The organism is Mycobacterium sp. M26 (assembly GCF_001494595.1).
GTDB lineage: Bacteria > Actinomycetota > Actinomycetes > Mycobacteriales > Mycobacteriaceae > Mycobacterium.
On sequence record NZ_LN929907.1, the window covers coordinates 1,519,210 to 1,535,408 of the forward strand.

The 16,199-nt window shown below is 66.9% G+C and carries 12 protein-coding genes; 10 read left to right on the plus strand and 2 right to left on the minus strand.

Annotated elements, in window-relative coordinates; translation table 11 throughout:
- The first annotated feature begins 343 nt into the window (after positions 1-343).
- From rpoB to BN3385_RS07245, 5 genes are all read left to right on the plus strand, one after another.
- Positions 344-3,841: a DNA-directed RNA polymerase subunit beta gene (gene rpoB / locus BN3385_RS07225; protein ID WP_059015880.1), complete on the plus strand. Its 3,498-nt coding sequence runs from the start codon at positions 344-346 to the stop codon at positions 3,839-3,841.
- Between the two features lie 60 nt (positions 3,842-3,901).
- Positions 3,902-7,858, plus strand: a complete 3,957-nt coding sequence (locus tag BN3385_RS07230) for a DNA-directed RNA polymerase subunit beta' (protein WP_059015881.1) — start codon at positions 3,902-3,904, stop codon at positions 7,856-7,858.
- An 82-nt stretch (positions 7,859-7,940) separates the two neighbouring features.
- Positions 7,941-8,585, plus strand: coding sequence for a dihydrofolate reductase family protein (locus BN3385_RS07235; RefSeq protein WP_059015882.1), 645 nt, complete (start codon positions 7,941-7,943; stop codon positions 8,583-8,585).
- 122 nt (positions 8,586-8,707) lie between these two features.
- Positions 8,708-9,463 carry a deoxyribonuclease IV gene (locus BN3385_RS07240; protein WP_059016480.1) on the plus strand — a complete coding sequence of 252 codons (756 nt, stop codon included), beginning with the start codon at positions 8,708-8,710 and terminating at the stop codon, positions 9,461-9,463.
- 2 nt (positions 9,464-9,465) lie between these two features.
- The gene (locus BN3385_RS07245; protein WP_059015883.1) at positions 9,466-10,308 is read left to right on the plus strand and encodes an extracellular catalytic domain type 1 short-chain-length polyhydroxyalkanoate depolymerase; all 843 of its coding nucleotides are present in this window, start codon (positions 9,466-9,468) and stop codon (positions 10,306-10,308) included.
- Here the strand turns inward: BN3385_RS07245 and BN3385_RS07250 are convergent.
- Positions 10,305-10,652: a cupin domain-containing protein gene (locus BN3385_RS07250; RefSeq protein ID WP_059015884.1), complete on the minus strand. Its 348-nt coding sequence runs from the start codon at positions 10,650-10,652 to the stop codon at positions 10,305-10,307. The two genes, BN3385_RS07245 and BN3385_RS07250, sit on opposite strands and share 4 nt — an antisense overlap.
- Positions 10,653-10,702: 50 nt before the next feature.
- On the opposite strand from BN3385_RS07250, the gene BN3385_RS07255 reads away from it, so the two are divergent.
- The 4 genes from BN3385_RS07255 to BN3385_RS07270 all read left to right on the plus strand — a co-directional run bounded on the left by BN3385_RS07255 (position 10,703) and on the right by BN3385_RS07270 (position 14,853).
- Positions 10,703-12,331 carry an acyl-CoA dehydrogenase family protein gene (locus tag BN3385_RS07255; protein WP_059015885.1) on the plus strand — a complete coding sequence of 543 codons (1,629 nt, stop codon included), beginning with the start codon at positions 10,703-10,705 and terminating at the stop codon, positions 12,329-12,331.
- An 85-nt stretch (positions 12,332-12,416) separates the two neighbouring features.
- Positions 12,417-13,325 (plus strand): crotonase/enoyl-CoA hydratase family protein, encoded by a 909-nt coding sequence (locus BN3385_RS07260; RefSeq protein ID WP_156432618.1) that lies wholly within the window; start codon positions 12,417-12,419, stop codon positions 13,323-13,325.
- A 23-nt stretch (positions 13,326-13,348) separates the two neighbouring features.
- Positions 13,349-14,065 (plus strand): PaaX family transcriptional regulator C-terminal domain-containing protein, encoded by a 717-nt coding sequence (locus BN3385_RS07265; RefSeq protein ID WP_059016482.1) that lies wholly within the window; start codon positions 13,349-13,351, stop codon positions 14,063-14,065.
- Complete coding sequence (locus tag BN3385_RS07270) at positions 14,062-14,853, plus strand: crotonase/enoyl-CoA hydratase family protein (RefSeq protein WP_059015886.1); 792 nt, start codon at positions 14,062-14,064, stop codon at positions 14,851-14,853. Before BN3385_RS07265 ends, BN3385_RS07270 begins: the two co-directional genes overlap by 4 nt.
- 12 nt (positions 14,854-14,865) lie before the next feature.
- On the opposite strand, the gene BN3385_RS07275 is transcribed toward BN3385_RS07270, so the two are convergent.
- On the minus strand, positions 14,866-15,279 hold the full coding sequence (locus BN3385_RS07275; RefSeq protein WP_059015887.1) for a DUF3060 domain-containing protein: 414 nt from the start codon (positions 15,277-15,279) through the stop codon (positions 14,866-14,868).
- Between the two features lie 119 nt (positions 15,280-15,398).
- Between BN3385_RS07275 and BN3385_RS07280 the strand changes: the two genes are divergently transcribed.
- Entirely contained in the window at positions 15,399-16,031 is a 633-nt protein-coding gene (locus BN3385_RS07280; protein ID WP_059015888.1) for a TetR/AcrR family transcriptional regulator, read from the plus strand.
- Positions 16,032-16,199: the final 168 nt, after the last annotated feature.

Here is a 16,199-nt window from a genome sequence, read left to right on the forward strand (position 1 = left end):
CACCAAACACGGCGTTATCCCTTGACGGAAAGGCACAAACGGTCCAGTCTGTTGACCAGCATGTGTGCGTGGGTAGCTAGTTCGCCAGCCAGCGCCAGCCAACCCGGCATGCGATTGTTGAGGAATGCGCCGTTCTGCGCTATTGTTGGACGTTGCGCTGGCTGCCTCCTGCCCACCTCAACCCGCACCTGACACCGTGGTCCACGTCTGAGCCAAGACATTCCAGCTCAGAGACCTATTTGCGTGCCGCGTGCGTCGGGGACAGGCCCGGTCCTTGAGGACGCCAGCCTGAACCGACGCAGATCTCGCGGCGTACCGGAGGTTCTCCGGGTAGTCGCTTTAGGTGCTGGAAGGATGCATCTTGGCAGTCTCTAGCCAGAGCAAATCAACTACTACTTCTAACTCCGTTCCCGGAGCACCGACCCGAATTTCCTTCGCCAAGCTGCGTGAGCCTCTAGAGGTTCCCGGCCTGCTTGACGTCCAAACCGATTCCTTCAAATGGCTGATCGGTGCCGACGAGTGGCGTCAGAAGGCGATTGCCGAGGGTGACCCGAGCCCGGTTGGCGGCCTCGAAGAGGTGCTTGCCGAGCTGTCGCCCATCGAGGACTTCTCCGGCTCGATGTCCCTGAGCTTCTCCGACCCGCGCTTCGACGAGGTCAAGGCTCCGGTCGACGAGTGCAAAGACAAGGACATGACGTACGCGGCCCCGCTGTTCGTCACGGCCGAGTTCATCAACAACAACACCGGCGAGATCAAGAGCCAGACGGTCTTCATGGGTGACTTCCCGATGATGACCGAGAAGGGCACCTTCATCATCAACGGCACCGAGCGTGTCGTGGTGAGCCAGCTGGTCCGCTCGCCGGGTGTGTACTTCGACGAGACCATCGACAAGTCCACCGAGAAGACGCTGCACAGCGTCAAGGTGATCCCGGGCCGCGGCGCGTGGCTCGAGTTCGACGTCGACAAGCGCGACACCGTCGGTGTGCGTATCGACCGCAAGCGCCGTCAGCCGGTCACCGTGCTGCTCAAGGCGCTGGGCTGGACCAGCGAGCAGATCCGCGAGCGCTTCGGCTTCTCCGAGATCATGATGTCGACGCTGGAGAAGGACAACACCGCCGGCACCGACGAGGCGCTGCTGGACATCTACCGCAAGCTGCGCCCGGGCGAACCGCCGACCAAGGAGTCCGCGCAGACCCTGCTGGAGAACCTGTTCTTCAAGGACAAGCGCTACGACCTGGCCCGGGTGGGCCGCTACAAGGTGAACAAGAAGCTGGGCCTGAACGCCGGCCAGCCGATCACCAGCTCGACGCTGACCGAAGAGGACATCGTCGCCACCATCGAGTACCTGGTGCGCCTGCACGAGGGTCAGCCGTCGATGACCGCCCCGGGCGGCGTCGAGGTGCCGGTCGAAGTTGATGACATCGACCACTTCGGCAACCGTCGTCTGCGCACCGTCGGTGAGCTGATCCAGAACCAGATCCGGGTCGGCCTGTCCCGCATGGAGCGCGTCGTCCGCGAGCGGATGACCACCCAGGACGTCGAGGCGATCACGCCGCAGACCCTGATCAACATCCGTCCCGTCGTGGCGGCGATCAAGGAGTTCTTCGGCACCAGCCAGCTGTCGCAGTTCATGGACCAGAACAACCCGCTGTCGGGCCTGACCCACAAGCGCCGCCTGTCGGCGCTGGGCCCCGGTGGTCTGTCCCGTGAGCGTGCCGGCCTGGAGGTCCGCGACGTGCACTCCAGCCACTACGGCCGGATGTGCCCGATCGAGACCCCTGAGGGTCCGAACATCGGTCTGATCGGCTCGCTGTCGGTGTACGCGCGGGTGAACCCGTTCGGCTTCATCGAGACGCCCTATCGCAAGGTCGTCGACGGTGTGGTCACCGACGAGATCCACTACCTGACCGCCGACGAGGAGGACCGCCACGTCGTGGCGCAGGCCAACTCGCCGACCGACGCCAATGGCAAGTTCCTCGAGGACCGCGTCCTGGTGCGTCGTAAGGGTGGCGAGGTCGAGTACGTCAGCGCCACCGAGGTGGACTTCATGGACGTCTCGCCGCGCCAGATGGTGTCGGTCGCGACGGCGATGATCCCGTTCCTCGAGCACGACGACGCCAACCGTGCCCTGATGGGTGCCAACATGCAGCGCCAGGCGGTTCCGCTGGTGCGCAGCGAGGCACCGCTGGTGGGTACCGGCATGGAGCTGCGTGCGGCTATCGACGCCGGCGACGTGGTGGTGACCGAGAAGTCCGGTGTGGTGGAAGAGGTTTCGGCCGACTACATCACCGTGATGGCTGACGACGGCACCCGGCACACCTACCGGATGCGCAAGTTCGCCCGCTCCAACCACGGCACCTGCGCCAACCAGCGTCCGATCGTGGACGCCGGTCAGCGGGTCGAGTCCGGCCAGGTGCTGGCCGACGGGCCGTGCACCGAGAACGGTGAGATGGCGCTGGGCAAGAACCTGCTCGTCGCGATCATGCCGTGGGAGGGTCACAACTACGAGGACGCGATCATCCTCTCCAACCGCCTGGTGGAGGAGGACGTGCTCACCTCGATTCACATCGAAGAGCACGAGATCGATGCCCGCGACACCAAGCTGGGCGCCGAGGAGATCACCCGGGACATCCCGAACGTCTCTGATGAGGTGCTGGCCGATCTCGACGAGCGCGGCATCATCCGCATCGGTGCCGAGGTCCGCGACGGCGACATCCTGGTCGGCAAGGTCACCCCGAAGGGTGAGACCGAGCTGACCCCGGAAGAGCGCCTGCTGCGTGCCATCTTCGGTGAGAAGGCCCGCGAGGTTCGCGACACCTCCCTGAAGGTGCCGCACGGCGAGTCCGGCAAGGTCATCGGCATCCGGGTGTTCTCCCGCGAGGACGACGACGAGCTGCCCGCCGGTGTCAACGAGCTGGTCCGCGTCTACGTGGCCCAGAAGCGCAAGATCTCCGACGGTGACAAGCTCGCCGGCCGCCACGGCAACAAGGGCGTCATCGGAAAGATCCTGCCGGTCGAGGACATGCCGTTCCTTCCGGACGGCACCCCGGTGGACATCATCCTGAACACCCACGGTGTGCCGCGACGGATGAACATCGGCCAGATCCTGGAAACCCACCTCGGGTGGGTGGCCAAGACGGGCTGGCAGATCGACGGCGCACCGGAGTGGGCGGCGAACCTGCCCGAGCAGATGCTGAGCGCTCCGGCCGACACCAAGACCGCCACCCCGGTGTTCGACGGTGCCCGCGAGGAGGAGCTGCAGGGTCTGCTGAGCTCGACGCTGCCCAACCGCGACGGCGAGGTTCTCGTCGACGGTGACGGCAAGGCCGTGCTCTACGACGGCCGCAGCGGCGAACCGTTCCCGTACCCGGTCACGGTCGGCTACATGTACATCCTGAAGCTGCACCACCTGGTCGACGACAAGATCCACGCCCGCTCGACCGGTCCGTACTCGATGATCACCCAGCAGCCGCTGGGCGGTAAGGCGCAGTTCGGTGGTCAGCGGTTCGGTGAGATGGAGTGCTGGGCCATGCAGGCCTACGGCGCGGCGTACACGCTGCAGGAGCTCTTGACCATCAAGTCCGACGACACCGTCGGCCGGGTCAAGGTCTACGAGGCGATCGTCAAGGGCGAGAACATCCCCGAGCCGGGCATTCCGGAGTCGTTCAAGGTGCTGCTCAAGGAGCTGCAGTCGCTGTGCCTGAACGTTGAGGTGCTGTCTTCGGACGGCGCGGCAATCGAAATGCGTGACGGCGATGACGAGGACTTGGAGCGCGCTGCTGCCAACCTCGGAATCAACCTGTCCCGCAACGAATCTGCCTCTGTCGAAGATCTGGCCTGATCGCGGCGGAGCCGCGGCGCTAATTAGTGTTTCTAGTCCCGAAAGGGGAAAGGGAGTTACGTGCTAGACGTCAACTTCTTCGATGAACTCCGCATCGGTCTGGCGACCGCGGACGACATCCGCAACTGGTCGTACGGCGAGGTCAAGAAGCCGGAGACCATCAACTACCGCACGCTCAAGCCGGAGAAGGATGGCCTGTTCTGCGAGAAGATCTTCGGACCGACTCGCGACTGGGAGTGCTACTGCGGCAAGTACAAGCGCGTCCGCTTCAAGGGCATCATCTGCGAGCGCTGCGGCGTCGAGGTCACTCGCGCCAAGGTGCGTCGCGAGCGGATGGGCCACATCGAGCTGGCCGCTCCCGTCACGCACATCTGGTACTTCAAGGGCGTCCCGTCGCGCCTCGGCTACCTGCTCGACCTGGCCCCGAAGGATCTCGAGAAGATCATCTACTTCGCGGCCTACGTGATCACCGCGGTCGACGACGAGATGCGCCACAACGAGCTCTCCACCCTCGAAGCCGAGATGGAGGTCGAGAAGAAGGCCGTCGCCGACCAGCGTGATTCCGACCTGGAGGCCCGCGCCCAGAAGCTCGAGGCCGACCTGGCCGAGCTCGAGGCCGAGGGTGCCAAGTCCGACGTGCGCCGCAAGGTGCGCGACGGCGGCGAGCGCGAGATGCGTCAGCTGCGTGACCGTGCCCAGCGCGAGCTGGACCGGCTCGACGAGATCTGGAGCACCTTCACCAAGCTGGCTCCCAAGCAGCTGATCGTCGACGAGAACCTCTACCGCGAGCTCGTCGACCGCTACGGCGAGTACTTCGAAGGCTCGATGGGCGCAGAGTCGATCCAGAAGCTCATCCAGAACTTCGACATCGACGCCGAGGCCGAGTCGCTGCGCGAGGTCATCCGCAGCGGCAAGGGGCAGAAGAAGCTGCGCGCCCTCAAGCGACTGAAGGTCGTCGCGGCCTTCCAGCAGTCCGGCAACTCGCCGATGGGCATGGTGCTCGACGCGGTTCCGGTGATCCCGCCGGAGCTGCGGCCGATGGTCCAGCTCGACGGTGGCCGCTTCGCCACCTCGGACCTCAACGACCTGTACCGCCGTGTGATCAACCGCAACAACCGGCTCAAGCGACTGATCGACCTCGGTGCGCCCGAGATCATCGTCAACAACGAGAAGCGCATGCTTCAGGAGTCGGTGGACGCGCTGTTCGACAACGGCCGGCGCGGCCGGCCGGTCACCGGGCCGGGCAACCGTCCGCTCAAGTCGCTGTCCGATCTGCTCAAGGGCAAGCAGGGCCGGTTCCGCCAGAACCTGCTCGGCAAGCGCGTCGATTACTCGGGCCGTTCGGTCATCGTGGTCGGCCCGCAGCTCAAGCTGCACCAGTGCGGTCTGCCCAAGCTGATGGCGCTGGAGCTGTTCAAGCCGTTCGTGATGAAGCGACTGGTCGACCTGAACCACGCGCAGAACATCAAGAGCGCCAAGCGCATGGTCGAGCGTCAGCGTCCGCAGGTGTGGGATGTCCTCGAAGAGGTCATCGCCGAGCACCCGGTTCTGCTGAACCGTGCACCCACGCTGCACCGCCTCGGTATCCAGGCCTTCGAGCCGCAGCTGGTGGAAGGTAAGGCCATCCAGCTGCACCCGCTGGTCTGTGAGGCGTTCAACGCCGACTTCGACGGCGACCAGATGGCAGTCCACCTGCCGCTGAGCGCCGAGGCGCAGGCCGAGGCCCGCGTGCTGATGCTGTCGTCGAACAACATCCTGTCGCCGGCCTCGGGTAAGCCGCTGGCCATGCCGCGTCTGGACATGGTCACCGGTCTGTACTTCCTGACCACCCATGTCGCCGGCAGCGAAGGCGAGTACACCCCGGCAGGCAAGGACACCCCGGAAACCGGTGTGTACAGCAGCCCGGCCGAGGCCATCATGGCGATGGACCGCGGTGTGCTCAGTGTTCGTGCGCAGATCAAGGTGCGCCTGACGCAGCTGCGTCCGCCGCACGAGGTCGAGACCGAGCTGTTCGGCGAGAACGGCTGGCGCCCGGGCAATGCCTGGACCGCCGAGACCACGCTGGGCCGGGTGCTCTTCAATGAGCTCCTGCCGCAGGGGTATCCGTTCGTCAACGAGCAGATGCACAAGAAGGTCCAGGCCCGGATCATCAACGATCTGGCCGAGCGCTACCCGATGATCGTGGTGGCGCAGACCGTCGACAAGCTCAAGGACGCCGGTTTCTACTGGGCCACCCGGTCGGGTGTCACCGTGTCGATGGCCGACGTCATCGTGCCGCCGGAGAAGCAGGAGATCCTCGAGCGCTACGAGTCCGAAGCCGACGGGATCGAGAAGAAGTACCAGCGCGGTGCCCTGAACCACCAGGAGCGCAACGACGCTCTGGTGGAGCTGTGGAAGGAAGCCACCGAAGAGGTCGGTAAGGCTCTCGAGGCGCACTATCCGGATGACAACCCGATCATCACGATCGTGAAGTCCGGTGCGACGGGTAACTTCACCCAGACGCGCACCCTGGCCGGCATGAAGGGTCTGGTGACCAACCCGAAGGGTGAGTTCATCCCGCGTCCGATCAAGTCCTCGTTCCGCGAGGGCCTGACGGTGCTGGAGTACTTCATCAACACCCACGGCGCCCGAAAGGGTCTGGCGGACACCGCTCTGCGTACCGCTGACTCGGGTTACCTGACCCGTCGTCTGGTCGACGTGTCGCAGGACGTCATCGTCCGCGAGCACGACTGCGGCACCGAACGGGGCATCCTGGTGGACCTGGCCGAGCGCCAGGCCGACGGCAGCCTCATCCGCGACCCGCACGTCGAGACCTCGGCGTACGCCCGCACGCTGGCCGCTGACGCGGTCGACGAGAAGGGCAACGTCATCGTCGAGGCCGGCCACGACCTGGGCGACCCGGCGATCGACGCGCTGCTCGAGGCCGGTATCTCGCAGGTCAAGGTGCGCTCCGTGCTCACCTGCGGCAGTGCCTCGGGTGTGTGTGCGATGTGCTACGGCCGTTCGATGGCCACCGGCAAGCTGGTCGACATCGGCGAGGCCGTCGGCATCGTGGCCGCGCAGTCCATCGGTGAGCCCGGCACGCAGCTGACCATGCGTACCTTCCACCAGGGTGGTGTTACCGGTGGCGCCGACATCGTCGGTGGTCTGCCGCGTGTGCAGGAGCTGTTCGAGGCGCGCGTTCCGCGTAACCGTGCCCCGATCGCCGACGTCGCCGGGCGGGTTCGCCTGGAGGAGAGCGACAAGTTCTACAAGATCACCATCGTTCCCGACGACGGGGGCGAGGAGGTCGTGTACGACAAGCTGTCCAAGCGTCAGCGTCTGCGCGTGTTCAAGCACGACGACGGGACCGAGCGGCTGCTGGCCGACGGTGACCACGTCGAGGTGGGCCAGCAGCTCATGGAGGGCTCGGCCGACCCGCACGAGGTGCTCCGTGTCGAAGGCCCGCGCAAGGTCCAGATCCACCTGGTCAAGGAGGTCCAGGAGGTCTACCGGGCGCAGGGTGTGTCGATCCACGACAAGCACATCGAGGTCATCGTCCGGCAGATGCTGCGGCGCGTCACGATCATCGATTCGGGTGCCACGGAGTTCCTGCCCGGCTCGCTGACCGAGCGCGGCGAGTTCGAGGCCGAGAACCGTCGGGTGGTTGCCGAGGGCGCCGAGCCCGCGGCCGGCCGTCCGGTGCTGATGGGTATCACCAAGGCGTCGCTGGCCACCGATTCGTGGCTGTCGGCGGCGTCGTTCCAGGAGACCACTCGCGTGCTGACCGATGCGGCGATCAACTGCCGCAGCGACAAGCTGCAGGGTCTGAAGGAGAACGTGATCATCGGCAAGCTGATCCCGGCCGGTACCGGTATCAACCGCTACCGCAACATCCAGGTGCAGCCGACCGAGGAAGCCCGCGCTGCGGCGTACACGATCCCGTCCTACGAGGATCAGTACTACAGCCCGGACTTCGGCCAGGCGACCGGTGCTGCGGTGCCGCTGGACGACTACGGCTACAGCGACTACCGCTAGTCGAGTACGAAAAGGCCCCCGGGTTCGCCCGGGGGCTTTTTCGTTGCGATGAATTGGGCTGATTGCCGCGGTCTACCCTGGTATGACCCAACTGCTCAGAGTCCAGAACTTCATTCTCTCGCGCGACGGCTTCGGCGCCGGGCTCAACCAATGCTTCGAGCGTCCGTTCGGCGACGCCGACCAGCAGGCCCTGTTCGCCTGGGTCGGCGCGACGGCCAGTTGGGTGAATCGCACCGACCCCGGCGGCAGCCGCGGCCTCGACGACTACTTCACCCGCGACTTCACCAACAACATCGGTGCGGAGATCATGGGCCGCAACAAGTTCAGCCCCTATCGCGGTCCGTGGCAGGACCATGCCGACTGGCAGGGCTGGTGGGGCGACGAGCCACCGTTCCGGACCCCGGTGTTCGTGATGACGCACCATCACCGGCCGTCGTTGACGCTGTCGGATACCACGTTCCACTTCGTCAACGGTGATCCCGCGAGCGTCCTGGACCAGGCCAAGGGGGCGGCCGGTGGCAAGGATGTCCGGCTCGGCGGTGGCGCGAGCACCGTCCGTCAGTTCCTTGACGCGGGTCTGGTCGACACCCTGCATGTGGCCGTCGCCGACGTCGAGATCGGCGCCGGTTCCCGGCTCTGGGAGTCACCCGACGACTTGGACGATCGCTTCCACCACGAAGTGGTGCCCAGCCCCAGCGGTGTGATCCACCACCTGTTCTGGCGCTGACCTTTCGAGCACACGCAAAATCGCACTGGCAGAGCGATTTTCGTGCGATTGTGGGCCTGCTCGCGGGAGCTGACGGTCGGGCTGGGAAGCGCGCGGTCGCCGCCGCGCCTAAACTGGCCGACGTGCTGATCGGTTCCCATGTCCGCTCCGACAATCCGCTGGCCGGGGCGTTGGATGACGAGGCCGACGCGGTGCAGTTCTTCCTCGGTGATCCGCAGAGCTGGAAGAAACCCAAGCCGCGTGAGGATGCCGACCTGCTGCGCAAATCCCCGATCCCGCTCTACGTGCACGCGCCCTACCTGATCAACGTGGCCTCGGCGAACAACCGGGTGCGCATCCCGTCGCGCAAGATCCTGCAGGACACCTGCGATGCCGCAACCGAGATCGGCGCGACGGCGGTGATCGTGCACGGCGGCCACGCCGATGACAATGACATGGAGGCCGGCTTCGAGCGCTGGGTCAAAGCCCTGGCCCAGCTGGAGACCGAGGTGCCGGTCTACCTGGAGAACACCGCCGGCGGTGACCACGCCATGGCGCGGCACTTCGACACCATCGGCCGGCTGTGGGAGCGGATCGGCGACACCGGCATCGGGTTCTGCCTGGACACCTGCCACGCCTGGGCGGCTGGCGAGGAGTTGATCGACGCGGTCGAGCGGATCAAGGGCATCACCGGCCGGATCGACCTGGTGCACTGTAACGACTCCCGCGACGCCAAGGGCTCCGGTGCTGACCGGCATGCCAATTTCGGCGCCGGACAGATCGATCCGCAGCTGCTGGTCGCGGTGGTCACGGCAGCGGGTGCGCCGGTGATCTGTGAGACGGCCGACGAGGGCCGCAAGAACGACATCGCCTTCCTCCGCGACAACGTATCGGGGTGAGCATGCGGACCCGGGTCGTCGCGCTACTAGGGGTCCTCCTACTCGTCTCGGCCTGTGCACCGTCGGGCTCGGCCGCACCGGCCCCCTTCACCCCGGGTGCCACCGCACACACGATCGCCGTCGGCGGCGTCGACCGCATCTACCGGCTGTATCTGCCCGCCGGTCTGCCCCCGGCTGCGCCGCTGGTGGTCATGTTGCACGGTGGGTTCGGCAGCGCCGCGCAGGCCGAGCGGGCCTACGGCTGGAATCAGCTCGCCGAGTCGGCCAAGTTCGTCGTCGCCTACCCCGACGGGCTGGGCCGGGCCTGGAATTCCGGTGGCGGCTGCTGCGGTCGCTCCGGGCGCGACAATGTCGACGACGTCGCGTTCATCACCGCCGCGGTACGCGATATCGCCGGCAATATCGGCATCGATCCCACCCGGATCTACGCCACCGGTATCAGCAACGGCGGCATGATGGCCTACAAACTGGCCTGCAACACAGCGGTTTTCGCGGCCGTCGGGCCGGATTCGGCGACCCAGCTCGACAGCTGCCCGGCGCCGTCACCCACTTCGGTGGTACACATCCACGGCACCGCTGACCGGATGATCCGCTACGACGGGCAGCCCGGTGAGGGTGTCGCGAACATCGACGGCCCACCGGTGCCTGACGTGAATGGATTCTGGCGCGACGTCGATCAGTGCGCGCCACCGGCCACGACGGTCAATGGAGCGCTCACGACATCGATCGCCGACTGCCCGGCCGGGCGAAGCGTCGAGCTGATCACCGTGGCCGGTGGCGGTCATGAGTGGCCGTCATTCGCCACCGAGGCGATCTGGGATTTCTTCGCCGCGCATCCGCGCTAGCTCAGATACACCTTGCGTAGCGTCTCGGTGACCGTCCACACCGTGCGCGCTCCCTCGGCCAGCCGGACCACATCGCCCGGGCCCAGCGTCAGCGGGGGAGTGCCGTCGTCGAACTCCACCGTGGCGGCCCCGGACAGCACGACGAACACCTCGTCGGCTTCCACGTCGCTCATCACACCCGGGGTCATCTCCCACACCCCGACGTCGAGTCCGCCGAACTGGCCGAGTTCGGCGATGCCGGTGTGCGGGCTGCCACCCAGCGACTGGTCGCCGGGCACCGGCTCGTGTTCGAGCCACTGGCTGGATGCGTGGACCACGGAGTTCGGCTTCACGCCCAGCAGCATGCCATATTACGGTTCTTGTGCGGCTATCAGAAAAATGTAACAGTGGAGGGATGTCGGACACGCACGTCGTCACCAACCAGGTCCCGCCGCTGGTGGACCACAATCCGGCCACGTCGCCGGTGCTCATCGAGGCCCTGATCCGCGAGGGCGGACAGTGGGGGCTGGACGAGGTCACCGAACTCGGTGCGCTTTCGGGCAGCGCCCAGGCCCAGCGCTGGGGCGATCTTGCCGACCGCAACCAGCCGATCCTGCACACCCATGACCGTTACGGCTACCGGGTCGACGAGATCGAGTACGACCCCGCCTATCACGAGCTGATGCGCACGGCGATTGCCCACGGTGTGCACGCCGCGCCGTGGGCCGACGAGCGCCCGGGTGCCCACGTGGTCCGCGCGGCGAAGATGTCGGTCTGGACGCCCGAGCCCGGCCACGTCTGCCCGATCTCGATGACCTACGCCGTCGTCCCCGCGCTGCGCCACAACCCGGAGCTGGCCGCCGTGTACGAGCCGCTGCTCACCAGCCGCGACTACGATCCCGAGCTGACGGTGCCCGCCACCAAGGCCGGGATCACCGCCGGCATGTCGATGACCGAGAAGCAGGGCGGCTCCGACGTCCGCGCCGGCACGACCCAGGCCGTCCCCAACGGCGACGGCAGCTACTCGCTGACCGGGCACAAGTGGTTCACCTCGGCGGCGATGAGCGACATCTTCCTGGTGCTCGCCCAGGCGCCGGGCGGGCTGAGCTGCTTCATGCTGCCCCGGGTGCTGCCCGACGGCAGCCGCAACCGGATGTTCATCCAGCGCCTCAAGAACAAGCTGGGTAACCACGCCAACGCCTCCAGTGAGGTGGAGTACGACGGCGCCATCGCGTGGCTGGTCGGCGAGGAGGGCCGCGGAGTGCCGACCATCATCGAGATGGTCAACCTCACCCGGCTGGACTGCACGCTGGGCAGCGCCACCAGCATGCGCAATGGCCTGACCCGGGCGGTGCACCATGCCCAGCATCGAAAAGCGTTCGGCGCCTATCTGATCGACCAGCCGCTGATGCGTAATGTGCTCGCCGATCTCGCCGTCGAGGCCGAGGCGGCCACCATTGTCGCGATGCGGATGGCCGGCGCCACCGACAGCGCGGTGCGCGGTGACGAGCGCGAGACGCTGTTGCGCCGGATCGGACTGGCGGCATCCAAGTACTGGGTGTGCAAGCGGGCCACCCCGCATGCCGGCGAGGCGATGGAATGCCTGGGCGGTAACGGCTACGCCGAGGAGTCAGGTATGCCCCGGCTCTACCGCGAGGCGCCGCTGATGGGTATCTGGGAGGGCTCGGGGAACGTCAGCGCGCTGGATACCTTGCGCGCCATGGCAACCCGGCCGGAATGCGTCGACGTCCTGTTCGACGAACTGGGCACCACCGCGGGGCAGGACGCCCGGCTGGATGTCCACGTGGCCACGCTGCGGGCCGAACTCGCAGACACCGAGGCCGTCGAGTACCGGGCCCGCAAGGTCGCCGAGGACATCTGCCTGGCGTTGCAGGGTTCGCTGCTGGTGCGACACGGCCACCCCGCGGTCGCGGAGGCATTCCTGGCCACCCGGATGGGCGGCAACTGGGGCGGCGCGTTCGGCACCCTGCCCGCTGGGCTGGATCTCGGGCCGATCATCGAGCGCTGCCTGGTGAAGGGATGACCGCGGTCGCGCCTCGAGTGTGCGATCTGATCCGCTTCGCACGGCGTGTCGCGGATGAAACCGCACTGTCGCGGAAGGGTGTGGCGTGGAGACGTTGAAGACGATGACCTACGAGGTCACCGATCGCATCGCCCGAATCACGTTCAACCGTCCGGAGAAAGGCAATGCCATTGTCGCCGACACCCCGCTGGAATTGGCGGCGTTGGTGGAGCGGGCGGACATGGACCCCGACGTTCACGTGATCCTGGTGTCCGGTCGCGGCGACGGATTCTGTGCGGGCTTCGATCTGAGCGCGTACGCCGACGGCACCGGTTCGGCGGGCGGGTCCGAGCGCGCAGGTACCGTGCTCGACGGCAAAACCCAGGCCGTCAACCACCTGCCGAATCAGCCGTGGGATCCGATGATCGACTACCAGATGATGAGCAGGTTCGTGCGGGGCTTCGCCAGCCTCATGCACGCCGACAAGCCCACGGTGGTCAAGGTCCACGGCTATTGCGTGGCGGGCGGCACCGACATCGCGCTGCACGCCGACCAGGTGATCGCGGCCGCCGACGCCAAGATCGGCTACCCGCCGACCAGGGTGTGGGGCGTGCCCGCCGCCGGCCTGTGGGCGCATCGGCTCGGCGACCAGCGCGCCAAACGTCTTCTGCTGACCGGTGATTGCCTCACCGGCGCGCAGGCCGCCGAATGGGGACTTGCCGTCGAGGCGCCCGACGCCAAGGACCTCGACGAGCGCACCGAACGGCTGGTCGAACGGATCGCCGCGGTTCCGGTCAACCAGCTCATCATGGTCAAGCTCGCCATGAACGCCGCGCTCTACCAGCAGGGCGTGGCCACCAGTCGCATGGTCAGCACCGTGTTCGACGGCATCGCCCGGCACACTCCCGAGGGCCACGCCTTTGTGGCCGACGCCCGCGAGCACGGGTTCCGTGAAGCGGTCCGTCACCGTGACGAGCCGTTCGGTGACCACGGCCGCCGCGCCTCCGGGGTGTGACGGTGTCTGAGTCGCTGACCCGGATGACCGCCAGGTCGGTGGTGCTGTCGGTGCTGCTGGGCGCCCACCCAGCCTGGGCCACGCCGGCTGAATTGATCCGTCTGACAGCGGATTTCGGTATCCGCGAGCAAACGTTGCGGGTGGCTCTGACGCGGATGGTCAGCGCCGGTGACCTGGTTCGTTCGGAGGACGGGTACCGGCTCTCTGATCGGCTGCTGGCCCGTCAGCGCCGGCAGGACGATGCGCTGGACCCGCGCACCCGCGACTGGGACGGAACCTGGACCACCGTTGTGATCACCTCTGTCGGGATGGATCCGAGGGTGCGGGCGGCTATGCGGAATGCGTTGCAGAACAGCAGATTCGGTGAGCTGCGCGAAGCGGTGTGGTTGCGGCCGGACAATCTCGACGACGCGCTGCCCGCCGAAGTCGAGGGACGGGTACGGGTACTGCACGCCCGCGACGACAATCCCGGCCAGCTCGCCGCCCAGCTCTGGGACCTCGACGGGTGGTCGGCCACCGGCCACCGCCTGCTGGCCGAGATGGCCTCGGCGTCCGATATCCCCGGTCGGTTCGCGGTCGCCGCGGGCATGGTGCGCCACCTGCTCGCCGACCCGGTGCTGCCCGACGAACTGCTGCCGTGGGGCTGGCCCGGCGCACAGGTGCGGCGGGCCTATGTGGACTTTGCCGCCGAGCTGGTGGCACGGCGAGACGACGAACGACTGATGGAGGCGACGAGATGAGCGGAATACGAATCGAGCGTGATGGCGCGGTCACCACCGTGATCCTGGACCGGCCGCACGCGCGCAATGCGGTCGACGGGCCGACGGCGATGGCGCTCTACGCGGCATTCGACGAGTTCGACAAGGACGATTCGGCATCGGTCGCGGTGTTGTGGGGTGATCACGGAACCTTCTGCGCCGGAGCCGATCTCAAGGCGATGGGTACGGCGAACTCGAACCCGCTGCATAGGCCAGGGACTGGATCCGATGTCGCCGGCCCAGCGGCTCCGGGGCCGATGGGCCCGAGCCGGATGGTTCTCTCCAAACCCGTGATCGCCGCGGTCAGCGGCTACGCGGTGGCCGGCGGTCTGGAACTGGCTCTGTGGTGTGACATGCGGGTCGCCGAGGAGGACGCGGTGTTCGGGGTGTTCTGCCGACGGTGGGGGGTGCCGCTGATCGACGGCGGCACGGTTCGGCTGCCCCGGCTGATCGGGCACGGCCGGGCGATGGACCTGATCCTCACCGGCCGTGAGGTACATGCCGAGGAGGCGCTGGCGATCGGCCTGGCCAACCGGGTGGTGCCGAAGGGGCATGCCCGGCATGCCGCCGAGGAGTTGGCCGCCGAACTCGCAGCGCTGCCGCAGGGCTGCCTGCGCTCGGATCGGCTGTCGGCGATCCATCAGTGGGGCCAGTCCGAAGCCGAGGCGATGGACGTCGAGTTCGGCAGTCTCTCGCGGGTGGCCGAGGAGTCGCTGGCCGGCGCTGCGCGCTTCGCGTCGGGCGCGGGACGGCACGGCGCCAAGGCCTGACGCCCGGCGGGCTCAGCCCTTGTTGATCGTGTTCCCGGTGCCGAGGTTGTTCACCTTCGGCTCGCCACCCTTGTAGGTGACGGTGTTGTTCAGGCCGACCACCGACAGCTCGTTGGCGATCTTCTCGAACACGATCTTGTTGTCCGCGCCGCCGATGTTCACCGACGCACACGAGCCTTTCACCGTCAGGGTGTTGTTCGAGCCGCCGACGTTGAGGGACTTGCCGTCGGCGCAGTCGATCTCGGTGGTGGTGCCGAACGATCCGTAGTTGATGGTGTTGCCCACCTCGACCTGCGCGCCTGATTTGCCCGCCGTCGCCGTCGGCGAGTTGGTGTCCGTGCTGTTGGAGCCGCAACCGGCCACGGTGATGGCCACGAGTGCAGCGCCGAGGGCTCCGATTCCAGCGGCCAAAGTGGGGGTCTGCATCGGCGCTACTTCCTTACTGACTCAGTGATTCGCGGTGACGGCTCGACGGTTGGAGCCTACGTGTGAGTGCCGACGTCAACTAGAGTTCTTCGCTGATCGCAGAACTGAAGGGCGAGCGGATGAGTTCACAACCGGAATCGGCGGGCGGTCGGTCGCGCGCCGGGGCCCGGTCGTCGGCGCGTTCGGCCAAACTCAGCCGCGAGGTCATCGTCAATGCCGCGCTGACCTTCCTGGACCGGGAGGGCTGGGACGCGTTGACCATCAACGCGCTGGCCACCCAGCTCGGCACCAAGGGGCCGTCGCTGTACAACCACGTCCACAGCCTCGAGGATCTGCGCCGCACGGTGCGCATGCACGTCATCGACGACATCCTGCAGATGCTCAGCACGGTCGGGCAGGGCCGCACCCGCGACGATGCGGTGATGGCGATGGCCAGCGCCTACCGCAGCTACGCCCACCACCACCCGGGTCGCTACTCGGCGTTCACCCGGATGCCGCTGGAGGGCGACGACCCGGAATTCACCGCCGCCTCCCACGCGGCGGCCGCCCCGGTGATCGAGGTGCTGGCCTCCTACGGCCTGGACGGTGAGGACGCCTATTACGCGTCGCTGGAGTTCTGGGCAGCGCTGCACGGCTTCGTCCTGCTGGAAATGACCGGGGTGATGAACGAGGTGGACACCGACGCCGTGTTCACCGATATGGTCCTGAGGCTGGCCGTCGGGATGGCCCACCGCAACGGCTCCGGCGGCTGACGCAGTTCAGGGGTCGCGGGAACCAATGCCGCCATTCACCCGTTGACCTGCGGTAAGGCCCCGTACACCGAGTTTGGAGGGGCGTGCGGAGCCTGGTATTGTGGAGGCTCGTGCCTGGCCGATAGGGGCGCTCGCGGAGACGCGTGCGCGCACGCCGGGCAAATTCGC

Bases quoted from the DNA above. Each gene is read 5' to 3' on its own strand.
- BN3385_RS07235 (WP_059015882.1), top strand. From the start codon at position 7,941: ATGACCCAACTGCTCAGAGTCCAGAACTTCATTCTCTCGCGCGACGGC.
- BN3385_RS07245 (WP_059015883.1), top strand. From the start codon at position 9,466: ATGCGGACCCGGGTCGTCGCGCTACTAGGGGTCCTCCTACTCGTCTCG.
- BN3385_RS07250 (WP_059015884.1), bottom strand. From the start codon at position 10,652: ATGCTGCTGGGCGTGAAGCCGAACTCCGTGGTCCACGCATCCAGCCAG.
- BN3385_RS07265 (WP_059016482.1), top strand. From the start codon at position 13,349: ATGACCGCCAGGTCGGTGGTGCTGTCGGTGCTGCTGGGCGCCCACCCA.
- BN3385_RS07275 (WP_059015887.1), bottom strand. From the start codon at position 15,279: ATGCAGACCCCCACTTTGGCCGCTGGAATCGGAGCCCTCGGCGCTGCA.
- BN3385_RS07255 (WP_059015885.1), top strand. From the start codon at position 10,703: ATGTCGGACACGCACGTCGTCACCAACCAGGTCCCGCCGCTGGTGGAC.
- BN3385_RS07280 (WP_059015888.1), top strand. From the start codon at position 15,399: ATGAGTTCACAACCGGAATCGGCGGGCGGTCGGTCGCGCGCCGGGGCC.
- BN3385_RS07270 (WP_059015886.1), top strand. From the start codon at position 14,062: ATGAGCGGAATACGAATCGAGCGTGATGGCGCGGTCACCACCGTGATC.